Genomic DNA, 19,440 nt, shown 5'->3' with positions numbered 1-19,440 from the left:
TCTTTTAAAAATGCCGTTCGCGCCCGGCGAACAGGTCGCGTAGATTGCCCCGGTGGCGCCAGACGATCAGTGCAACCAGTGCTGACATCGGTAGCAACGCCGCCGGTTCCTGCCAGGCCAGTAGCGGCAGGGTCAGCGGTGTGGCAATCAGTGCGGCCAGCGAGCTGGTGCGGGTCAGGTAGAACGTCAGCAGCCAGGCACAGACAGCCAGCAGGGCGGCGGGCGGATACAGGCCCAGCAGCATGCCGGCAGCGGTGGCGACACCCTTGCCGCCGCGAAAGCGAAAGTACAGCGGAAACAGGTGGCCGATAACGGCGCACACGCCGATCCAGGCCTGTTGCTGCAACGAGAGCCCTGCAAGGCTGGCGATCAATACCGGGAAAAGACCTTTGCAGAGGTCGCCAAGCAGGGTCAGGACGGCGAGTTTACGTCCGGCCAGGCGCAGCATGTTGGTGGCGCCGGCATTGCCTGAGCCACTCATTCGCGGATCCGGGCGACCGGTCAGGCGGCTGAGCAAAATGGCAAAGGACAGCGAGCCGAGCAGGTAGGCGAGAATCGCCAGTAACCAAAACATGCTAACTATTCCGGGCGAGGACGCCCTGATTCTAACGGCGCATTGCGCCCTTGTCGTGCTGCGGAGAAGAGTGCTTGGACAGAGTGTTTATCGAGGGCCTGGAAGTCGACACGGTAATTGGTGCCTACGACTGGGAACGAGGCATCCGACAGTGTCTGCGGCTTGATCTGAGTTTCGCTTGGGATAACCGCCCGGCCGCCGCAGGCGATGACCTGACCCTGGCGCTCGACTACGCCAGCGTATCGTCGCGTATCCAGGCGTTTGCCGAGCAGGCGCAGTTCCAGTTGGTCGAGACCTTTGCCGAACGACTGGCCCAAGAGCTGATGGATGAGTTCAAGATCACCTGGCTGCGTCTGAAAGTGACCAAGCCCGGTGCCGTGCCGGCGGCCAGCGGTGTTGGCGTGGAGATCGAGCGCGGATGTCGCTGACTCAGGTTTTTCTCGGGCTCGGCAGTAATATCGAGCGCGAAACCCATTTGCGTGCAGGTCTTGAAGCCCTTGCTGGTTTCCTCGTGGACATACGCTGTTCGGCCGTGTTCGAGAGCCAGCCGGTGGGGATCAAGAGCGGTCCATTCTTCAATTTTGTCGTATCGGCCTTCACGGATCTGCCGCTGATGGAGCTGGACCGTCGCCTCAAGTTCATCGAGGCGGACAACGGTCGTTATGCGCCGGACCGCAAAGGTTTGCCGTTGGATATCGACGTGTTGTTGTATGGCGAGCAGGTGGGCAACTTCGACGGACTGATTCTGCCTCGCGCCGAAATCCTCAAGAACGCCTTTGTTCTGTGGCCGCTGTCGTTGATCGCGCCGGATCGGATTCATCCTGGCGTAGGCAAAAGTTTTGCCGCTTTGTGGGATGAGTCGCAGATTGATCAGGTGCTGGCGCCGGTGGCTTTTGAGTGGCGAGGCCAGCAGCTTACGCCGTCGAATCTGTGAGGCGCCGGCCGCCATCGCGAGCAAGCTCGCTCCCGCATTGATTGTCAGCGGGCACATGCCTTGTGTTCGACTGAAGCCCTCTGTGGGAGCGAGCTTGCTCGCGATGGCGGTGGCACATCCAGCGAAGATGCAAGCCGCCCCATGACTTCCGTCAGTTTGCCGCGTCCTTGTACGCTTTCAGTGCCCTGAGGCGCTCACGCTTGATCGCCTCGCCCAGTTCCGGCCCCTTGAAGCCTTTCTCCAGCAAGGGCTGCACCGCCACCCCCCGAGCCGCTGCTGCCGCACCCCGCAGATAATCAGCCTGTGGATAACTTCTCTCTTCAAGCCCCTTGCGTCCCCGTGCGTCCATCTCGCAGGCCGCGATGAACTCCTCGAAGCGCTGAGGTCGACGGTACACATCAAAGCTCTGCAGCAGCTCAAGCAAGGTAGAAGCCTTTAGCTCAAGCGCACGATGACCATGGGTGTGGTACTGGCCGACCAATAACGCCAACTCCTGGCAGTCACGCGGCACCTTGAAGCGCTCATTGACCGCCTTGATCGGTTTCAATCCCTTGTGCTCGTGAGCGATGTGGCGCGGCCATTCGTGTTCGGGTGTCAGGCCTTTCCCCACATCATGCAGCAGGCAAGCCCAGCGGACCGTCAGGGGCTGTTGGTGCAACGCTGCCTGTTCCAGCACGCTCAGGGTGTGCAAGCCTGTGTCGATTTCCGGGTGATGGGCTTCAGGCTGCGGTACGCCGAACAGCGCATCGACCTCGGGCATCAAGACCTTCAGGGCCGAGCAGTCGCGCAAGACCTGGATAAACACTTGCGGCTGGTTTTCCATGAGTGCGCGGGAAATTTCTTTCCAGCTGCGTTCGGCCGTCAATGCTTCCAATTCGCCGGAATCGCTGAGCTGGCCCATCAGTTCAAGGGTTTCGTCCGCGACCTTGAAACCCAGCGGAGCATAGCGCGCGGCAAAACGGGCAACTCGCAGGACTCGGAGTGGATCTTCGGCGAAAGCGGGAGAAACGTGACGGAGTATGCGGGCTTCGAGGTCGCGCTGGCCATGATACGGATCGGTCAGATTGCCGTGGTCGTCTTCGGCCATGGCGTTGATCGTCAAGTCCCTGCGGATCAGGTCTTCTTCGAGGGTCACTTCAGGGCTGGCATGAAACACGAAGCCGCCGTAGCCACGACCGCTTTTGCGTTCGGTACGGGCCAGGGCGTACTCCTCGCCGGTCTTCGGGTCGAGGAACACCGGGAAATCAGCCCCCACGGGGCGAAATCCGTTGGCGAGCATTTCCTCGGCGGTGGCACCCACCACAACCCGATCTATATCGGTGACAGGGATGCCCAGCAGGCGATCGCGAACGGCACCGCCGACTTTATAAATCTGCATAAAAAACCTCCGTTGGTCCGACAGGATAACCTTTGCGCCGGACGTTCGGAGGTGAAAACGGGATCAAAGGTGAATGACGGCCAAGTCCAGGCGGCCATAGTCTCCTTCGGCTTGTTCGGTTCGGGGCGGCACATGATGAGTCTTCATCACTTGGTCACCCTGCAAGGTCTCCAGGTGGATGTCGAAGCCCCAGAGACGATGTAGGTGCTTGAGCACTTCATCGGTGGAGTCACCCAGCGGTTTTCGGTCGTGGGCCTGATGGCGCAGGGTCAGAGAGCGATCTCCCCGACGGTCGATGCTGTAGATCTGCACGTTGGGTTCGCGATTGCCCAAGTTGTATTGCGCAGCCAGGGTTTCGCGGATGACGCGATAACCGCTTTCGTCATGGATGGCAGGCACCAGCAGGTCATCTTTCTGGTCGTCATCGAGAATGCTGAACAGTTTCAGGTCGCGGATCACCTTGGGCGAGAGGTACTGCAGGATGAAACTCTCGTCCTTGAAGCTGCTCATGGCGAATTTGATGGCCGATAACCAATCCGAACCGGCGATGTCCGGGAACCAGCGGCGATCCTCTTCGGTGGGGTGTTCACACATGCGCCGGATGTCGCGGTACATGGCAAAGCCCAATGCGTAAGGGTTGATGCCGCTGTAGTACGGGCTGTCGAAGCCGGGCTGGAACACCACGCTGGTGTGGGAGGTCAGAAACTCCATCATGAAGCCGTCGGTCACCAGGCCCTCGTCGTACAGGTCGTTCATCAGCGTGTAATGCCAGAACGTGGCCCAGCCCTCATTCATGACCTGGGTCTGGCGTTGCGGATAGAAATACTGGGCAATCTTGCGCACGATGCGCACGATTTCCCGTTGCCATGGCTCCAGCAGTGGCGCATGTTTCTCGATGAAGTAGAGGATGTTTTCCTGCGGTTCGGCAGGGAAGCGCGCGTTGTCTTTTTCGCTGTACTTGTCGGCGCCTTTTGGAATGGTGCGCCACAAATCGTTGATCTGCTTTTGCAGGTGCTCTTCACGGTCCTTTTGGCGCCGGCGTTCTTCTTCGGCAGAAATTGGATAAGGCCGTTTGTAACGGTCCACGCCGTAGTTCATCAGGGCGTGACAGGAATCCAGCAGATCCTCCACCGCGTCGATGCCGTGGCGTTCTTCGCATTGCATGATGTACTGCTTGGCGAACACCAGGTAATCGATGATCGAACTGGCATCGGTCCAGGTGCGGAACAGGTAGTTGCCTTTGAAGAAACTGTTGTGGCCGTAGCAGGCATGCGCCACCACCAGGGCCTGCATGCAGATGGTGTTTTCTTCCATCAGGTAGGCGATGCACGGGTCGGAGTTGATCACGATCTCGTAGGCCAGCCCCATCTGGCCGCGGCTATAGGATTTTTCGGTGCTGAGGAAGTGCTTGCCGTAGGACCAGTGGTGATACCCCAGCGGCATGCCGACCGACGCGTAGGCGTCCATCATTTGCTCGGCGGTAATCACCTCGATCTGGTTCGGGTAGGTGTCGAGGGCATAACGGTCCGCGATACGGCTGATTTCGCGGTCGTAGGCCTGGATCAGCTCGAACGTCCATTCGGAGCCGGTGGAGATGGGCTGGCGCTTCTGCTCTTTTTTGGCGGTCATGTCACTAACCTGCGCTGGAAGAGTTCACGGAAGACCGGGTAGATATCCCCGGCCGAGACCAGTTGCTGTTGGGCAAATGTGTCGGAAAAAGCTTCGGCAATGCGTTCGTATTCGTACCACAACGCCTGATGTTCGCGTGGAGTAATTTCCACGTAGGTGTAGTACTGGACGAACGGCATGATCTGGTTGATCAGGATGTCACGGCAGATTGGCGAATCGTCGTTCCAGTTGTCACCGTCGGACGCCTGGGCCGCGTAGATGTTCCATTCGTTGGCTGGATAGCGTTCAGCCATGATTTCCTGCATCAGTTTCAGGGCGCTGGAAACGATAGTGCCGCCGGTTTCCCTGGAGTAGAAGAACTCTTCTTCGTCCACTTCCCTTGCGCTGGTGTGATGGCGGATGAACACCACATCGATCTTGTCGTAGTTCCGCTTGAGGAACAGGTACAGCAGGATGAAGAACCGCTTGGCGATGTCCTTGGTGGCCTGGGTCATGGAGCCGGACACGTCCATCAGGCAGAACATCACGGCCTTGGAACTGGGGTTGGGCTGTTTCACCAGCAGGTTGTACTTGAGGTCAAAGGTATCGAGGAACGGCACGCGATGAATGCGCGCGCTGAGTTTCTCGATTTCCGCTTCGAGGTCTTGAATGTCGCCGAAATTGTCGGGTTCTTCGCGCTTGAGGCGTGCCAGCTCTTCCTTGACCTCGCGCAGTTTGGCCCGACTGCTGCCCGATAGCGCAATACGCCGGGCGTGGGCCGAACGAAGCGTACGGATGATATTGATGCGCGAAGGATTGCCTTCATTGCTGATACCGGCGCGCACGGTCTTGAAGGTGTCGGTGCCGGTCAGGTTGCGCTTGACCAGGTTCGGCAGCTCCAGGTCCTCGAACATGAACTCGAGGAACTCCTCCTGGGTGATCTGGAAGACGAACTCGTCCATGCCTTCGCCGGAGTTGCCGGCCTTGCCGGGCCCCTTGCCACCACCGCCGCCTTGCGGGCGGGGAATGTGCTCGCCGCTGGTGAATTCCTTGTTGCCCGGATGCACCACGGTCTGTTTGCCGCCGCGGCCATGGTGAAGCACCGGCTCGTCGATGTCGCGGCCAGGAATACTGATCTGTTCGCCATGTTCCATGTCGGTAATGGAACGCCGGCTGACCGCCTCTTCCACGGCCTTCTTGATGTGATCACGGTAACGCCGCAGAAACCGCTGGCGGTTTACCGTGCTCTTGTTCTTGCCATTAAGGCGTCGGTCGATCACATAGCTCATAGGCCCCTCCGGGGAAGCTTCAAGTCGTCAGCTCCAAGCCACAAGGGATGCGCTGTCGAGCCTTGGCTCAACGGCTGTCCCCTGCAGCCTGTCGCTAGAAACCTGCCGCTGCTTATTGCGATTTGCGGACCCGCAGATACCACTCGGAGAGCAGCCGTACCTGTTTGTCGGTGTAGCCACGTTCGACCATGCGTGTGACGAAGTCGTTGTGTTTTTGCTGGTCCTCCTTGCTGGCCTTGGCGTTGAAGCTGATGACGGGCAGCAGGTCTTCGGTGTTGGAGAACATTTTCTTCTCGATCACCACCCGCAGCTTTTCATAGCTGAGCCAGGTTGGGTTCTTGCCGTTGTTGTTAGCCCGGGCGCGCAACACGAAATTGACGATTTCGTTACGGAAATCCTTCGGATTGCTGATCCCGGCCGGTTTCTCGATTTTTTCCAGTTCCTCGTTCAACGCCACGCGGTTGAGGATTTCGCCGGTTTCCGGGTCGCGGTATTCCTGGTCCTGGATCCAGAAGTCCGCGTACAGCACGTAGCGGTCGAAGATGTTCTGGCCGTACTCGCTGTAGGACTCCAGGTAGGCAGTCTGGATTTCCTTGCCGATGAATTCGATGTAGCGCGGGGCCAGGTATTCCTTGAGGAATCGCAGATAGCGCTCGCGGGTTTCCGCCTGGAACTGTTCCTGCTCGATCTGCTGCTCCAGCACATACAGCAGATGAACCGGGTTGGCGGCGATCTCGTGGGGGTCGAAGTTGAAGACCTTGGAAAGGATCTTGAACGCAAAACGTGTAGACAGGCCGTTCATGCCTTCGTCGACCCCCGCGTTGTCGCGGTATTCCTGGATCGATTTGGCCTTCGGATCGGTGTCCTTGAGGTTTTCGCCGTCATACACCCGCATCTTCGAATAGATGTTGGAGTTTTCCGGCTCCTTGAGGCGCGACAACACGGTGAACTGGGCGAGCATCTTCAGCGTGTCAGGCGCGCAGTGAGCCTTGGACAGCGAGCTGTTGAACAGCAGCTTGTCGTAGATCTTCACCTCGTCGGTGACGCGCAGGCAGTACGGCACCTTGACGATGTAGATCCGGTCGATGAAGGCTTCGTTGTTCTTGTTGTTGCGGAAGGTATGCCATTCCGACTCGTTGGAGTGCGCCAGCAGGATACCGGTGAACGGGATGGCCCCCAGGCCCTCGGTGCTGTTGTAGTTGCCTTCCTGGGTGGCGGTCAGCAAGGGGTGCAGGACTTTGATGGGCGCCTTGAACATCTCGACGAATTCCATCAAGCCTTGGTTGGCCCGGCACAGTGCGCCCGAATAGCTGTAGGCGTCGGCGTCGTTCTGCGGGAACTCTTCCAGCTTGCGGATATCGACCTTGCCCACCAGGGCCGAAATATCTTGGTTGTTTTCATCCCCCGGTTCGGTCTTGGCCACCGCGATCTGGTTAAGAATCGACGGGTAGAGCTTGACCACCCGGAACTGACTGATGTCACCGCCGAACTCGGCCAGGCGCTTGGTGGCCCATGGCGACATGATGGTACTGAGGTAGCGGCGTGGGATGCCGAAGTCTTCCTCGAGGATCGCCCCGTCCTCGGTGGCATTGAACAGCCCCAAGGGCGATTCGAATACCGGAGAGCCCTTGATTGCATAGAAGGGCACTTTTTCGATCAGTTGCTTGAGCTTTTCGGCCAGGGACGATTTACCGCCACCTACGGGGCCGAGCAGATAGAGGATTTGCTTCTTCTCTTCCAGGCCTTGGGCGGCGTGGCGGAAATAGGACACGATCTGGTCGATGCATTCCTCCATCCCGTGGAAGTCCTCAAAGGCCGGATAGCGGCGAATCACCTTGTTGGAGAAAATCCGCGAAAGCCTCGAGTTGGCTGAGGTATCCAGCAGTTCCGGTTCTCCGATTGCCAGCAACAGACGCTCTGCAGCCGATGCGTAGGCACTGCGGTCCTGCTTGCAGAGTTCGAGGTATTCCTGCAGCGAGTATTCCTCCTGCCGCGTGGACTCGAAACGTTGCTGGAAGTGGCTAAAAATACTCATGACGTCACCTCGCTCGATACGTGGAGCCGGTGGCGGATCAATCAGTCGATGCTGGACAGCCGCTGGGAACCCAACTGCCGTTTACCCCCCAGAATGCTTTCAAGAATGCAGGCTCCTGAAAGCTTACTCCCGATGACCCGTGCGCCGGTGTACCGGCTCTCCCCTGTTTTGGATGGCCTGAGGCTAAGGATAGTTCGGAATCGGAGAGGTAAAGGTGGAATGCGTAATTAGTTGTGGCAGACCGTTCGTCTGCCAGCGCCCAAGCCCACGGTTCACGCGGGCTTGGGCGACATAAAAAATTATTCCTGATTGCCTTGGGCTATTTCTGCAGGATAAAGCGTGCGCCACAACTCAAAACCGCCGTCCATGCTGTAGACGTCGCTGAAGCCTTGGCTGATCAGATAGCCGGCGGCGCTCTGGCTGGAGTTGCCGTGATAGCAGACCACGACGGTAGGCGCATCGAGATCGGCGGCACGGATGAAGTCGGCGATGGAAAGATTATCCAGGTGTGTCGAGCCCGGGATATGGTTAGCCGCATAGGTCTGGGGATCGCGTACATCGACGACGACGGCGCCTTGTTCACGCAGAGCCTGGGCCTGTTCCGGGGGGATACGCTTGAATTCGCTCATATAAAGCTCCTGTAGCCTGCAGCGCGGCGCCAACTAAACGGTGGTGCTCGCCGGCAGTGGTGCGGTGGTCGGGTGATGGGGAGTTGCATGGCCCTGCTCGTCGCAATCGCAACGCAGTTGCTCACCGGTGTCGACGTTCATCAGCGTCATTGCGCTGCCCCATACGCAGCCGGTATCGAGGGCGATCACTCCGGGCTCGTCGGATTGGCCTTCCAGCGCCGCCCAGTGACCGAAAATGACTTTCAGGTTACGGGTCTTGCGCTCTTTGTGCTTGAACCAAGGGGCGTAGCCGGGCAGGGCAGTCTCGATACCTTCCTTGCTCTTGAGATCAAGCTTGCCCTCGCGGGTGCAGAAGCGCATCCGGGTGAAATAATTGGTGATGACGCGAAGACGGGCCACGCCGGTGAGGTCGTTGCTCCACTTGACCGGTTCGTTGCCGTACATGCCATCCAGATACGGGGTGAACAGGTTGTCGTCGCGCAACGCCTGTTCGACCTCGCCGGCGCATTTGAGTGCCTTGCGCAGGGACCATTGGGGCGGGATGCCTGCATGAACCAGCGCCACGTGGCGCTGTTCGTCGTAGTGCATGAGTTTTTGCTGGCGCAACCATTCCAGCAGTTCAACGCAATCGGGGGCGTCGAGGATTTCGCTCAAGGTGTCGGATTTCTTCAGGCGCTCGATGTTCTGCCAGACGGCCAGCAAGTGCAGGTCGTGGTTGCCGAGCACGCAGACCAGCGATTGGCGGATGCTATAGAGGAAGCGCAAGGTCTCAAGGGATTGCGGGCCACGGTTGACCAGGTCACCCACCAGCCACAGCGTGTCTTTCTGCGGGTCAAAGGCGACGCGCTCCAGCAGGCATTTGAGCGGGTCGAGGCAACCTTGCAGGTCGCCGACCGCATACGTGGCCATCAGTGCAAGGCTCCGGGCACCGCCAGGCGAAAGGGCTTGATGATGGCGTCGAAGCGTTTGCCGTCCTCGGACAGCATCTGGTAGGTGCCCTGCATGGTGCCGACCTTGGTCGTCATCACCGTCCCGCTGCTATAGCTGTGGCTTTTGCCGGCCTCGATCAACGGTTGCTGACCCACCACACCTTCACCGCGCACTTCTTCGACATGCCCATCGCCGTCGGTGATGACCCAGTGCCGCGACAGCAGCCTGGCTGGCAAAGAGCCGTTATTGCGCACGGTAATGCTGTAGGCGAAGGCGAAACGGTTGTGCTCGGGTTGCGACTGTTCTGCCAGAAAACGGGTGGTGACGCTGACGTCGACCTGGTAGCGAGGATCGGGCATGCAAAAAGGCCTTAAAAACGAAGCGGGACGCGGGCGTGGCTGATGAGATCAGTCTAGGCCAAGTATCGGGTAGTAGACCAGAGTGGCGTCCCGCCCGATAGCGTTCATCGCCTGTCAGTTGGCATCGGCTTTTGGTACGACCTGTTCGCTGAGCTTGTCGGCCAGGCGCACGAAAGCCGCCAGGTCCAACTGCTCGGGGCGCAGGCTGCCATCGACGCCGGCGGCTTCGATTTCGGCACTGCTGAGCAGTAGTTTCAGGGTGTTGCGCAGGGTTTTGCGGCGTTGGTTGAACGCTTCACGTACCACCCGCTCCAGCAACCGATGATCCTTGGCCGGGTGCGGCAGGACCGCGTGGGGCACCAGGCGGACAATGGCCGAATCGACTTTCGGCGGCGGGTTGAATGCCCCCGGGCCTACGTTGAACAGGTGTTCGACCCGGCAGTGATACTGAACCATGATCGACAGGCGGCCCCAATCACCGCCGCCAGGGCCGGCAGCGAGGCGTTCGACCACCTCTTTTTGCAGCATGAAATGCATATCGCGGATCAGGCCCGCGTTGCTCAGCAGGTGGAAGATCAGCGGCGTGGAAATGTTGTAGGGCAGGTTTCCGACCACCCGCAGGCTATTCGGCATGGCGTTCAGGCTATTGAAGTCAAACTTCAGCGCGTCGCCCTGGTGCAGGTTGAAGTTGCTCTTGCCGGCGAACTGTTGGTTGAGGATCGGGACCAGATCCTTGTCCAGTTCCACCACGTCCAGTTGTGCGCCGCTGTCCAGCAGGCCCTCGGTCAGGGCGCCCTGGCCCGGGCCGATTTCCAGCAGGCGATCGTCGGGCTTGGCATTGATGGAGCGCAGGATGCGATCGATTACGCCAGCGTCATGCAGGAAGTTCTGGCCGAAACGCTTGCGCGCGCGGTGTTGGTATTGCTCGGTCATAAATGGGTCTCGGCCATCTGGTAGGCGGTTTCCAGTGCGACTCGCAGGCTGCCGGTATCGATCTTGCCGCTGCCAGCGAGGTCCAGGGCGGTGCCATGGTCCACCGACGTGCGGATGATCGGCAGGCCCAACGTCACGTTGACGGCCGCGCCGAAGCCTTTGTACTTCAGCACGGGCAGGCCCTGGTCGTGGTACATCGCCAGCACCGCGTCGCAGTGCTCCAGATATTTGGGGGTAAACAGAGTGTCGGCAGGCAGCGGGCCACGCAGGTCCATGCCCTCGCTGCGCAAGCGCTCCAATGTGGGTTCTATGATGTCGATTTCTTCGCGGCCCAGATGTCCGCCTTCACCGGCATGGGGATTGAGCCCACACACCAGGATGCGTGGCCGGGCGATACCGAATTTTTCCTGCAGATCGGCGTGCAGGATCCGCGTGACCCGCTCCAGGCGTTCCGGGGTGATGGCGTCGGCGATGTCCCGCAGGGGCAGGTGAGTGGTCACCAGGGCCACGCGCAGGCCATGGGTGGCGAGCATCATCACCACTTGTGCGGTGTGGGTCAGATCCGCCAGGAATTCAGTGTGCCCGGAGAAGGCAATCCCGGATTCGTTGATCACGCCCTTGTGCACCGGAGCGGTGATCATGCCCGCGAAAGTCCCGTCCAGGCAGCCTTCGCCTGCGCGGGTCAGGGTTTCGAGGACGAACGCGGCGTTGGCTTTGTCCAGTTGACCGGTGACCACCGGGGCGCCCAATGGCGTATCCCAGACATACAGGCTGTTGGCGGGCGCCGGCGCATCCGGCCAGGCGTTCGGCGATACCGGCAGCAGGTTGACGACCACCCCCAGTTGCGCGGCCCGCTCAAGGAGCAGGTCGCGGCTGGTGATGGCAATCAGAGGATGTGGCTGGGGTTGCGAGGCGAGCAGCAGGCACAGGTCAGGACCGATGCCAGCGGGCTCGCCGGGTGTCAGCGCGAAACGCTTGGGTTTCACTGCGCTGCCTGGTCTGCACCAGGGAGTTTGATTTCGACATAGGCTTCGTCGCGAATCTGACGCAGCCAGGTTTGCAGCTCTTCGTCGTATTTGCGGTTGCGCAGTACCGTCATTGCCTGCTGTTCACGAGCCTGGGTGGTGCTGTCGGTGGCGCGGCGGCCAAGGACTTCCAATACGTGCCAGCCATAAGGGCTTTTGAACGGCTTGGACAGCTGGCCTTGCGGTGTATCGGCCATCACTTGGCGGAACTCGGGGACCAGCGCGTTCGGGTCAATCCAGTTCAGGTCGCCACCGTTGAGCGCCGAGCCCGGATCTTCCGAGAAGCTCTTGGCCAGTTCGGCGAAGTCTTCGCCTGCTTCGATGCGCTCGTAGAGCTTCTCCGCCAGGCGCTTGGTCTCGGCTTCGCTGCGGATTTCGCTGGGCTTGATCAGGATGTGGCGAACATGCACTTCGTCACGCACCTGGCTTCCACCGCCGCGCTTTTCCAGCACTTTCAGGATGATGAAACCACCGGGCGTACGCGCTGGCTGGGTGATGTCACCTACCGCCATGGCACTCAGTTCGCGGTCGAACGGAGGCGGCAGTTGAGCCGGTTTACGCCAGCCCATATCGCCGCCTTCCAGGGCGTTGTCGCTGCCTGACTTGGCAATGGCCATCTGGCCGAAATCAGCACCTTGCTTGAGCTGCTGGTAGACATCCATCGCCTGGCGATAAGCGCTCTGGATCGCTTCGGAGTTGGCGCTTTCCGGGGTCGGGATCAGGATGTTCGCCAAGTGCAGTTCTTCGGAAAGCTGCATCTTGCCCAGGTCGGAGGCGAGGAAGTTCTTCACTTCTTGCTCGGACACCTGGATACGTTCGGCGACACGGCGCTGGCGCACGCGGCTGATGACCATCTCGCGGCGGATCTGATCGCGGGCGTCATCGTAGGAGAGACCGTCGCGAGCCAGGGCGGCGCGGAACTGGTCGATGCTCATGTTGTTGCGCTGGGCAATGGTGCCGACGGCCTGGTTCAGCTCTTCATCGGTGATGCGAATGCCGGAACGCTCGCCAATCTGCAGTTGCAGGTTTTCGACGATCAGGCGCTCGAGCACTTGCTGGTCCAGCACGCCCGGAGGCGGCAGGCCACCGCCGCGCTTGGCGATGGTTTGCTGCACTTCATGGACGCGCTGGTCCAGCTGGCTCTGCATGACCACGTCATTGTCGACGATGGCCACCACTTTATCGATGGACTGTACTGCGGCGTTGGCCGCGGTACCCAGGAACAGCGCGCCCAGCATCAGCGGGCGCAGACAATCAGAAAGCTTGGTCTTCACGTTCACGATAACCTTGGATGCCTTTGTCGAGGAAGCTCTCTACCTTGGCGCCAGTGAGGCCGCCGAGTCCCTTCAGAACAATTTGGAGGAAGATGCCGTGGTCGCCTTTCTCGTTTTCCGGGGCGGCTTGACTGAATTCTTCATAGTCGACCCAGTAGCGGTTGATCAGGCGCAGTTTCCAGCAGCAGTTGTCGTATTCGAAACCACCGAAGGCTTCCAGGGTGCGGTTGCGGTTGTAGTCATACTGCCAGCGGCTGATCACGTTCCACTGCGGCACGACTGGCCAGATGACCGAGAAGTCGTGCTGTTGGATCTTGTAGTAGTCCTTCACGTAGCCAGGAGTACCCGGGGTGCCGTAGTCGCCGCCGCCCACGGACCATTGGCCAGTGGTCTGGTCGTAGCGGACCTGGTCGTTGCGATAACGGTAGCCGGCATTGATGACTTTGTTCGGATTGTCTTCAGGCTGGTAATGGAACATCGCGCTGCCCGAGCGAGGGCTGCGGGTATCCGGGTCCCAGTTGTAGGTGGCTGTGGTACGCCAATCGCGGTTCCAGCGGAATTCGTATTCCAATGCGTATGGGGATACGTCCGACTTGGCGTCTTCACGAGTTTTGAAGTCGATACCTGGCAGTTGGACTTCGCGATCCTTGAAGTAAAAGGCCTGGCCGACACTGACGCGTTGGCGCTCGAAACCGTTCTCCTGGATCCAGCGGCTGGTTACGCCCAAGGACAGTTTGTTCTCATCGCCGACACGGTCGGAGCCAGAGAAACGGTTGTCGCGGAACAGCGAGGCGTAGCTGAAGGTGGACTCGCCGGTGTCGAAAACCGGGATATCGCTCTGGTCTTTCTCAGGTACATAGAGGTAGAACAGGCGTGGTTCCAGGGTTTGACGGTAGTTGGTGCCGAACCACTGGGTGTCCCGGTCAAAGTAGAGGCCGCTGTCGATGCTGGCGATTGGAACGCCGCGGCTCTGGCTGCCACTGTAAGTGCCCCGCAGGCGATCAGCCTCGGCGTTTTGGTTCGAGATGTCGAGCTTGCCTTGACTATCCAGATCCAGATCATATTGAGTGTATTGATATTTGAGCGATGGCTTGATGTAACCATAGCTCGCTTCCATAGGCAGGCTCATGACCGGCGCCAAGTTCAAGCGATTGCCGTTCGCCCGTGCCAGGCCACTGACGTTTTCGTCCAGCCACGCCTCGTCAGAGTTACCGTTTTCGTCGGTGTAATTACCCGTTCGCAAATCTCGATCAAAGCGCACCAGCTCCGTCTTGTAAGCGAAATCCAGACCATAGGGGTGCTGTGGAAGGGCGCCATTGAAGGTGATCTGAGGCAGGCGGTTATACGGCGTGATCTTTGAAATCGTCGCCATCTGATAAGCCTGGGCATTCACGCGGGCAATGTAGGTGTCGCCCCGATAGCTGACGGCTCCTTGCTGGTTCACATAGTCCTTGGACTCGACACCGATCTGGTCGGTCTGCAAATCCTGGAAATAGTACGGGTCGCTGATCTTGGTGTAGTCGACTTCCGTCAGCACGCGCGAATCCAGTCCGCCCTTGTGCTGCCAGTTGTACATGTAGCGGGTCTTGCTGTAGTCGGACTGCTTGGCGCGCTCGTCTTCTTCATCGTTGAGGTACGCAGCGCCGAACTGACCTTCGCTGGACTTGGTCAGGTAGCGGAACTCGCCTTCCATCAGCATGCCGCGCTTGCTCATGTAGCGCGGATACAACGTGGCATCGTAGTTGGGCGCCAGGTTGAAGTAGTACGGGGTGACCAGCAGGAAGCCGGTGTCGCTGCCGCTGCCGATGGTCGGCGGCAGGAAGCCGGACTGGCGACGGTCGTCGATCGGGAAATAGATGTACGGCGTGTACAGGACCGGGAAGTCCTTGACCCGCAGTGTCACGTTGGTGGCGGTGCCGAAGCCGGTGGCCGGGTTCAGGGTGATGTTGTTGCCCTTGAGCGTCCAGGCGTTGCTGTTCGGTTCGCACGTGGTGTACGTACCGTCCTTGAGACGGATGATCGCGTTCTCGGCGCGCTTGGCGTACAGCGCATTACCGCGGATGCGCGATTTGTGCATCACGTATTCGGCGTTGTCGACCTTGGCTTCGCCGGTGTCCAGTTGTACATCGGCGTGGTCGCCGACGATCAGTGCACCGTTGTCGCGAACCCGCACGTTGCCGTTGAGCTCGCCGCGGTTCTCGGCCTGGTACAGGCTGGCCTCGTCGGCCTCGACCTGCATGCTGCCCTGACGCATGACCACGTCGCCAGCGAGGGTCGCCACCTGTTCTTCCTGCTCGTAGCGTGAAGCCTTGGCGCCGAGGAAAGTAGGGGCGTCACTTTTGGCCGTCTTGTCATTCATGCCAGGACGCGTCGGCTCGATATAGGCACCCGAGCAGTAAGGGCCGGTCTCAGCCAATTGTGCCGGCGTGAGGTTCTCGCGCGGAACCCAGTCCAGGTGACTGTAGTCTGCACTTCGCGACTTCAGGCCACGGCCCTTGGCTTCGGTGACCAGCATCGGCTTGTCGCCGGCTTGTTCGCCCGAGCTGCTGTCGGCCGCAGCGTCGCCGCTGTCGGCAACCGCGCTGCCTTCATGCACCGGGCGCGGCGGCAACGCAGCGGCAGGTGTCTTGGGCGCACAGTCCCAGGCACCCGAAGCGGACACAGAGCAGTCATACTGCTGCGCCGCGACGACGAATGAAGAAGCCAGGGGTTGCAGGGCCAGCAGACTGCCGGTAACCAGCAACGGAAATTTTTTACGAAACGCGGGGGATTTCAATGCCATCTTATTAGTCCGGGCTTCCTGCGTGCCATCTGCCCGCGGTGTGGGCCGCACGCCTCTCGATGGTCTGAAAAAGATGCTGGATAATAAAGCATGACCCGCTTGACGGCTAGCGCCGTCGGAGACCCTTGCAATGCCCGACCAAGATGTACGTCTGCAACACCTGAAAGTTTGGCTCGATGAACAGCTGCCGATCCTCTTTACTCAACAGGGTTGGGGCGCCGTACCCCCGGCCACGTTGACCGCGGCCAGCAGCGACGCGAGTTTCCGTCGTTATTTCCGTTGGAAAGGCGAGGGCCGCAGTTTCATCGTGATGGATGCGCCACCGCCCCAGGAAAACTGCAAACCTTTCGTGGATATCGCGTTTTTGCTGGCGAAATCCGGCATCAACGTGCCGAAAATTTACGCCGAGGACCTTGAACGCGGGTTTCTTTTGCTCAATGACCTGGGTAACCAGACCTATCTGGATGTGATCAACGGCGACAATGCCGATGATTTATTCCGCGATGCCCTGCAAGCGTTGCTGGCTTTCCAGCAACTGCCGATGGTGGCGCCGCTGCCCAGCTACGATGTTGCCTTGCTGCGTCGGGAGCTGGAGCTGTTCCCCGAGTGGTACGTCAAGCGTGAGCTGGGTATCGAATTCGATTCGGCCCAGCAGCAACTCTGGGATCAGGCCTCGGATCTTTTGATCAACAGTGCCCTGGCCCAGCCAAAGGTGCTGGTGCACCGCGACTACATGCCGCGCAACCTGATGCTCAGCGAGCCGAACCCTGGCGTACTGGACTTTCAGGACGCGGTCTATGGCCCCGTCACCTACGACGTGACCTGCCTGTTCAAGGACGCCTTCCTCAGTTGGCCCGAGGAGCGCGTGCGCGGTTGGCTGGTGGATTACTGGCAACAGGCCGGCGCCCTCGGCATTGCGGTTCAGCCGGATGTCGAAGATTTCCTGCGGGCCAGCGACTTGATGGGCGTACAGCGCCATCTCAAAGTCATCGGGATTTTCGCGCGCATTTGCCACCGCGACGGCAAGCCGCGTTATCTGACCGATGTACCGCGCTTCTTTGCATATATAGACGCGGTCATCGCTCGTCGCCCTGAACTGGCGCCGCTGGATGAACTGCTTTTCAGCTTGCGTCAATCGGCCGGAGCGACGGCATGAAGGCGATGATCCTGGCGGCGGGCAAGGGCGAGCGGATGCGCCCCCTGACGCTCACCACGCCCAAGCCGCTGGTTCGAGCCGGCGGCGTGCCCTTGATTGAATACCACCTGCGGGCCCTGGCCAGGGCTGGTTTTACCGAGATCGTGATCAATCATGCCTGGCTCGGTCAGCAGATCGAAGACCATCTGGGGGACGGTTCGCGCTTTGGCGTGAGCATTCATTTCTCGCCAGAAGGTGAGCCGCTGGAAACCGGCGGCGGAATTTTCCGGGCCTTGCCGCTGCTGGGCGACGAAGCGTTCGTGGTGGTCAATGGCGATATCTGGACCGATTACGATTTCAGCGCTTTGCGCCAACCCCTCGAAGGGCTGGCGCATCTGGTGCTGGTGGATAATCCCGAGCACCACCCGGACGGCGATTTCATCCTGGCCGACGGAAAGGTTCACGATGGCGAGCCTGCTGCCGACAAACTGACTTATAGCGGCATCGCCGTCCTGCACCCGCAGCTGTTCGACGGCTGCCCGGACGGTGCGTTCAGGCTTGCACCGCTGCTGCGCAAGGCCATGGCCGAGGGGCGCGTCAGTGGAGAGCACCTGAAAGGACACTGGGTGGATGTCGGAACCCATGAACGTTTGGCGCAGGTCGAAACCTTGATAAAAGCGAGCCGTTGATATGTGGTGGCCAGGGACTCTGATCGGAGCCGGAGCGGGCTTTGCAATAGCCAGCATTCCGGGGGCCATGCTGGGTGCGTTGTTGGGGCAGGCGTTGGATCGACGCCTGAACCTGCAGAGCTGGGCGCAGGTACGGGAGCGACTGGGCGGTCGTCCAGCGCTGCGCAACGATGAATTGTTGTTTGTGTTATTGGGGCGTTTGGCGAAAAGCGATGGGCGCGTGGTTGATGGCCACATCCAGCAGGCTCGCCAGGAAATGCGCGCCCTGGACCTGAGTGAAGCGGCCCAGCGCCGGGCCATCGCTGCGTTCAACCGAGGCAAGTCTGGAAACGACCGCTTGCGCGGTTATCTGCGTCGCCTCAGCACTCAGCCGCATGCGGCTGAAGGTGTGCTGCGGGCCTGCTGGCGGATGGTCTGGGCCGACGGGCGAGCCGGTGTAGGCGAGCGTGAATTGATTGCCCGGTGGGGCAAGTGGCTGGGCTGGACACGGCAGCAGGTCCAGGCGTTGGCGACGGATTACGAACCGCAGAAACTGTCGCCGCCCAACAGTGGCGTGACGTATCAGGAGGCGATGCGTTTGTTGGGGGTTTCTGCAACCAGTGAACCCTCGCAGATCAAGCGCGCCTACCGCCGCCTGCTCAGCCGTCACCACCCGGACAAGATTGCCGGCAGCGGGGCGACACCCGTGCAGGTGCGAGAAGCCACCGATAAAACCCGGGAGTTGCATAACGCCTATCGGTTGATTCGCGAGCGGCGCGATTTCCGGTAATCATCCGCACAAATGTGGCGAGGGGATTTATCCCCTCGCCACATTATGTCTCCGACCTGATGTCTGTAGTGACCCTTATTCCCCCGGCTTCTGCGGGCTCAACCAGCCCCGAACCCGGCGGAACAACTGTTCCTGCTCCGCCGAAGGGTTCGGCAGGGCGTTGAGGGAAACCTGGCTGAAGGTCGAGCCTTTCAAGCGTTTGCTCGCTTGCAAGCGTTCCAGTGCCGCGTTGCGGTCCAGCGGTTTTTCCGAGTAGAAAATGTCGGCGGTTGCCAGTTTCAGGGTTGGCGTCAGTTCGGCCAAGCCGGGTTTGGCGGTGACTGGGGTCTGGGCGGCGACCATCACGAAGCGTTCGATTTGCGAGGGTTGCTTTTCATTCAGGTAGCGCGCCGCCCAATAGGCGCCGGTGCCATGGCCCAACAGGACAATGCTGCGGGCACTCTGCTGTTCGGCATACGCCAGCGCCGCATCGATGCGGGCGAAGATTCGCTCGGCATCGGCCTTGGCGTGTTCCTCGCTCGTTTCGGCAACGGCCGGGTCTGCCGCGTCGGCTTCGCCCCCTGCAACCTGTTCGATCGGCGCTGCAGTAGTGGCGTCTGGCGCCGCGGCAGCCGTGTCGGCCGCCTTGGTCTCGGGCGGTGCTTGCACCACGCGCGGTGCGATGACGTCGCTTTGCAGGTCTGGCAGGGTGATACTCAGACTGCTCCATTCGACGTCAGGCAATTTTTTACGCAACGGGCCGATCACTTGAGGCCAGTCAGCGGTTTCGCCTGCGCCGGGGATTATGATGACCGCGCCTTTGGGTTCGCTGGTGTTGGCCGGTTTCCAGAGCGCCAGGAACGTATCGCTGCCGGTCTGTAGCTGTTGTTGTTCCTGAACCGGGACTTGTCGTTCGAGTGCCGTGGCTTCTTCCTGGCTACGCTCAAGCAAGGGCTGGCGTTCGGCCGGTTTTTCCTCGGCAGGTTGCTCCGTCGCGGCGGGTGCCGGTTCGCTGGCGTGTGCAGAAAAGGCACTCGGCAGGATCAGCGACAGGCACAATGCTGGCAATGCCAGGCGGTAAACAGAGGGCATCGGATATTCCATGACCAGAAGTATTT

The 19,440-nt window shown here is 60.1% G+C and carries 18 protein-coding genes; 5 read left to right on the top strand and 13 right to left on the bottom strand.

The genetic code is table 11. The features are described 5' to 3' along the window. Positions 1-4 precede the first annotated feature (4 nt). The gene (plsY, locus tag ACWNZ1_RS23405) at positions 5-574 is read right to left on the bottom strand and encodes a glycerol-3-phosphate 1-O-acyltransferase PlsY (RefSeq protein ID WP_135847472.1); all 570 of its coding nucleotides are present in this window, start codon (positions 572-574) and stop codon (positions 5-7) included. A gap of 74 nt (positions 575-648) precedes the next feature. Between plsY and folB the strand changes: the two genes are divergently transcribed. Together folB and folK are read left to right on the top strand one after the other, a co-directional pair. Further along, positions 649-1,002, top strand: a complete 354-nt coding sequence (gene folB / locus ACWNZ1_RS23400) for a dihydroneopterin aldolase (protein ID WP_039590767.1) — start codon at positions 649-651, stop codon at positions 1,000-1,002. Further along, positions 993-1,508, top strand: coding sequence for a 2-amino-4-hydroxy-6-hydroxymethyldihydropteridine diphosphokinase (gene folK / locus ACWNZ1_RS23395; RefSeq protein ID WP_135847471.1), 516 nt, complete (start codon positions 993-995; stop codon positions 1,506-1,508). The genes folB and folK overlap by 10 nt, the downstream gene beginning before the upstream one ends. A gap of 151 nt (positions 1,509-1,659) precedes the next feature. On the opposite strand, the gene ACWNZ1_RS23390 is transcribed toward folK, so the two are convergent. The 11 genes from ACWNZ1_RS23390 to ACWNZ1_RS23340 all read right to left on the bottom strand — a co-directional run bounded on the left by ACWNZ1_RS23390 (position 1,660) and on the right by ACWNZ1_RS23340 (position 15,750). Then, a complete protein-coding gene (locus tag ACWNZ1_RS23390) occupies positions 1,660-2,886 on the bottom strand; it encodes a multifunctional CCA addition/repair protein (protein ID WP_135847470.1) in 1,227 nt (408 codons plus the stop codon). A gap of 63 nt (positions 2,887-2,949) precedes the next feature. Continuing rightward, a complete protein-coding gene (locus tag ACWNZ1_RS23385) occupies positions 2,950-4,515 on the bottom strand; it encodes a SpoVR family protein (protein WP_135847469.1) in 1,566 nt (521 codons plus the stop codon). Then, positions 4,512-5,783 carry a YeaH/YhbH family protein gene (locus tag ACWNZ1_RS23380; RefSeq protein WP_025215799.1) on the bottom strand — a complete coding sequence of 424 codons (1,272 nt, stop codon included), beginning with the start codon at positions 5,781-5,783 and terminating at the stop codon, positions 4,512-4,514. The genes ACWNZ1_RS23385 and ACWNZ1_RS23380 overlap by 4 nt, the downstream gene beginning before the upstream one ends. A gap of 112 nt (positions 5,784-5,895) precedes the next feature. Then, on the bottom strand, positions 5,896-7,818 hold the full coding sequence (locus ACWNZ1_RS23375; RefSeq protein WP_135847468.1) for a PrkA family serine protein kinase: 1,923 nt from the start codon (positions 7,816-7,818) through the stop codon (positions 5,896-5,898). 299 nt (positions 7,819-8,117) lie between these two features. Further along, a complete protein-coding gene (gene glpE, locus ACWNZ1_RS23370; protein ID WP_135847467.1) occupies positions 8,118-8,447 on the bottom strand; it encodes a thiosulfate sulfurtransferase GlpE in 330 nt (109 codons plus the stop codon). A gap of 33 nt (positions 8,448-8,480) precedes the next feature. Beyond that, positions 8,481-9,356, bottom strand: coding sequence for a symmetrical bis(5'-nucleosyl)-tetraphosphatase (locus ACWNZ1_RS23365; protein ID WP_135847466.1), 876 nt, complete (start codon positions 9,354-9,356; stop codon positions 8,481-8,483). Then, positions 9,356-9,736, bottom strand: a complete 381-nt coding sequence (gene apaG / locus ACWNZ1_RS23360; protein WP_135847465.1) for a Co2+/Mg2+ efflux protein ApaG — start codon at positions 9,734-9,736, stop codon at positions 9,356-9,358. Before apaG ends, ACWNZ1_RS23365 begins: the two co-directional genes overlap by 1 nt. 114 nt (positions 9,737-9,850) lie before the next feature. Next, positions 9,851-10,669, bottom strand: a complete 819-nt coding sequence (gene rsmA / locus ACWNZ1_RS23355; RefSeq protein WP_256453848.1) for a 16S rRNA (adenine(1518)-N(6)/adenine(1519)-N(6))-dimethyltransferase RsmA — start codon at positions 10,667-10,669, stop codon at positions 9,851-9,853. Beyond that, on the bottom strand, positions 10,666-11,655 hold the full coding sequence (pdxA, locus tag ACWNZ1_RS23350; protein ID WP_135847463.1) for a 4-hydroxythreonine-4-phosphate dehydrogenase PdxA: 990 nt from the start codon (positions 11,653-11,655) through the stop codon (positions 10,666-10,668). Before pdxA ends, rsmA begins: the two co-directional genes overlap by 4 nt. Beyond that, complete coding sequence (surA, locus tag ACWNZ1_RS23345; RefSeq protein WP_135847462.1) at positions 11,652-12,968, bottom strand: peptidylprolyl isomerase SurA; 1,317 nt, start codon at positions 12,966-12,968, stop codon at positions 11,652-11,654. Before surA ends, pdxA begins: the two co-directional genes overlap by 4 nt. Continuing rightward, the gene (locus ACWNZ1_RS23340; protein WP_135847461.1) at positions 12,949-15,750 is read right to left on the bottom strand and encodes an LPS-assembly protein LptD; all 2,802 of its coding nucleotides are present in this window, start codon (positions 15,748-15,750) and stop codon (positions 12,949-12,951) included. Before ACWNZ1_RS23340 ends, surA begins: the two co-directional genes overlap by 20 nt. A 130-nt stretch (positions 15,751-15,880) precedes the next feature. Between ACWNZ1_RS23340 and ACWNZ1_RS23335 the strand changes: the two genes are divergently transcribed. The 3 genes from ACWNZ1_RS23335 to ACWNZ1_RS23325 are packed head-to-tail and all read left to right on the top strand — an operon-like array spanning position 15,881 to position 18,343. Continuing rightward, on the top strand, positions 15,881-16,906 hold the full coding sequence (locus ACWNZ1_RS23335; protein ID WP_256453847.1) for an aminoglycoside phosphotransferase family protein: 1,026 nt from the start codon (positions 15,881-15,883) through the stop codon (positions 16,904-16,906). After that, the gene (gene murU, locus ACWNZ1_RS23330; protein ID WP_135847459.1) at positions 16,903-17,574 is read left to right on the top strand and encodes an N-acetylmuramate alpha-1-phosphate uridylyltransferase MurU; all 672 of its coding nucleotides are present in this window, start codon (positions 16,903-16,905) and stop codon (positions 17,572-17,574) included. Before ACWNZ1_RS23335 ends, murU begins: the two co-directional genes overlap by 4 nt. Position 17,575: 1 nt before the next feature. Next, positions 17,576-18,343 (top strand): TerB family tellurite resistance protein, encoded by a 768-nt coding sequence (locus tag ACWNZ1_RS23325; RefSeq protein WP_135847458.1) that lies wholly within the window; start codon positions 17,576-17,578, stop codon positions 18,341-18,343. Positions 18,344-18,418: 75 nt separating this feature from the next. Here the strand turns inward: ACWNZ1_RS23325 and ACWNZ1_RS23320 are convergent, their stop codons facing one another. Then, the gene (locus tag ACWNZ1_RS23320; protein WP_135847457.1) at positions 18,419-19,414 is read right to left on the bottom strand and encodes an alpha/beta hydrolase family protein; all 996 of its coding nucleotides are present in this window, start codon (positions 19,412-19,414) and stop codon (positions 18,419-18,421) included. Positions 19,415-19,440: the final 26 nt, after the last annotated feature.

The sequence above is a fragment of the Pseudomonas sp. CFBP 5748 genome (assembly GCF_053850495.1).
Note: the sequence above shows the minus strand (reverse complement) of the source record. Positions and strands in the feature narration are given on the sequence as shown.

Coding starts and splice junctions, on each gene's coding strand:
- plsY (WP_135847472.1), bottom strand. CDS start 574: ATGTTTTGGTTACTGGCGATTCTCGCCTACCTGCTCGGCTCGCTGTCC.
- folK (WP_135847471.1), top strand. CDS start 993: ATGTCGCTGACTCAGGTTTTTCTCGGGCTCGGCAGTAATATCGAGCGC.
- ACWNZ1_RS23390 (WP_135847470.1), bottom strand. CDS start 2,886: ATGCAGATTTATAAAGTCGGCGGTGCCGTTCGCGATCGCCTGCTGGGC.
- ACWNZ1_RS23385 (WP_135847469.1), bottom strand. CDS start 4,515: ATGACCGCCAAAAAAGAGCAGAAGCGCCAGCCCATCTCCACCGGCTCC.
- ACWNZ1_RS23380 (WP_025215799.1), bottom strand. CDS start 5,783: ATGAGCTATGTGATCGACCGACGCCTTAATGGCAAGAACAAGAGCACG.
- ACWNZ1_RS23375 (WP_135847468.1), bottom strand. CDS start 7,818: ATGAGTATTTTTAGCCACTTCCAGCAACGTTTCGAGTCCACGCGGCAG.
- glpE (WP_135847467.1), bottom strand. CDS start 8,447: ATGAGCGAATTCAAGCGTATCCCCCCGGAACAGGCCCAGGCTCTGCGT.
- ACWNZ1_RS23365 (WP_135847466.1), bottom strand. CDS start 9,356: ATGGCCACGTATGCGGTCGGCGACCTGCAAGGTTGCCTCGACCCGCTC.
- apaG (WP_135847465.1), bottom strand. CDS start 9,736: ATGCCCGATCCTCGCTACCAGGTCGACGTCAGCGTCACCACCCGTTTT.
- rsmA (WP_256453848.1), bottom strand. CDS start 10,669: ATGACCGAGCAATACCAACACCGCGCGCGCAAGCGTTTCGGCCAGAAC.
- ACWNZ1_RS23340 (WP_135847461.1), bottom strand. CDS start 15,750: ATGGCATTGAAATCCCCCGCGTTTCGTAAAAAATTTCCGTTGCTGGTT.
- ACWNZ1_RS23335 (WP_256453847.1), top strand. CDS start 15,881: ATGCCCGACCAAGATGTACGTCTGCAACACCTGAAAGTTTGGCTCGAT.
- murU (WP_135847459.1), top strand. CDS start 16,903: ATGAAGGCGATGATCCTGGCGGCGGGCAAGGGCGAGCGGATGCGCCCC.
- ACWNZ1_RS23325 (WP_135847458.1), top strand. CDS start 17,576: ATGTGGTGGCCAGGGACTCTGATCGGAGCCGGAGCGGGCTTTGCAATA.
- ACWNZ1_RS23320 (WP_135847457.1), bottom strand. CDS start 19,414: ATGCCCTCTGTTTACCGCCTGGCATTGCCAGCATTGTGCCTGTCGCTG.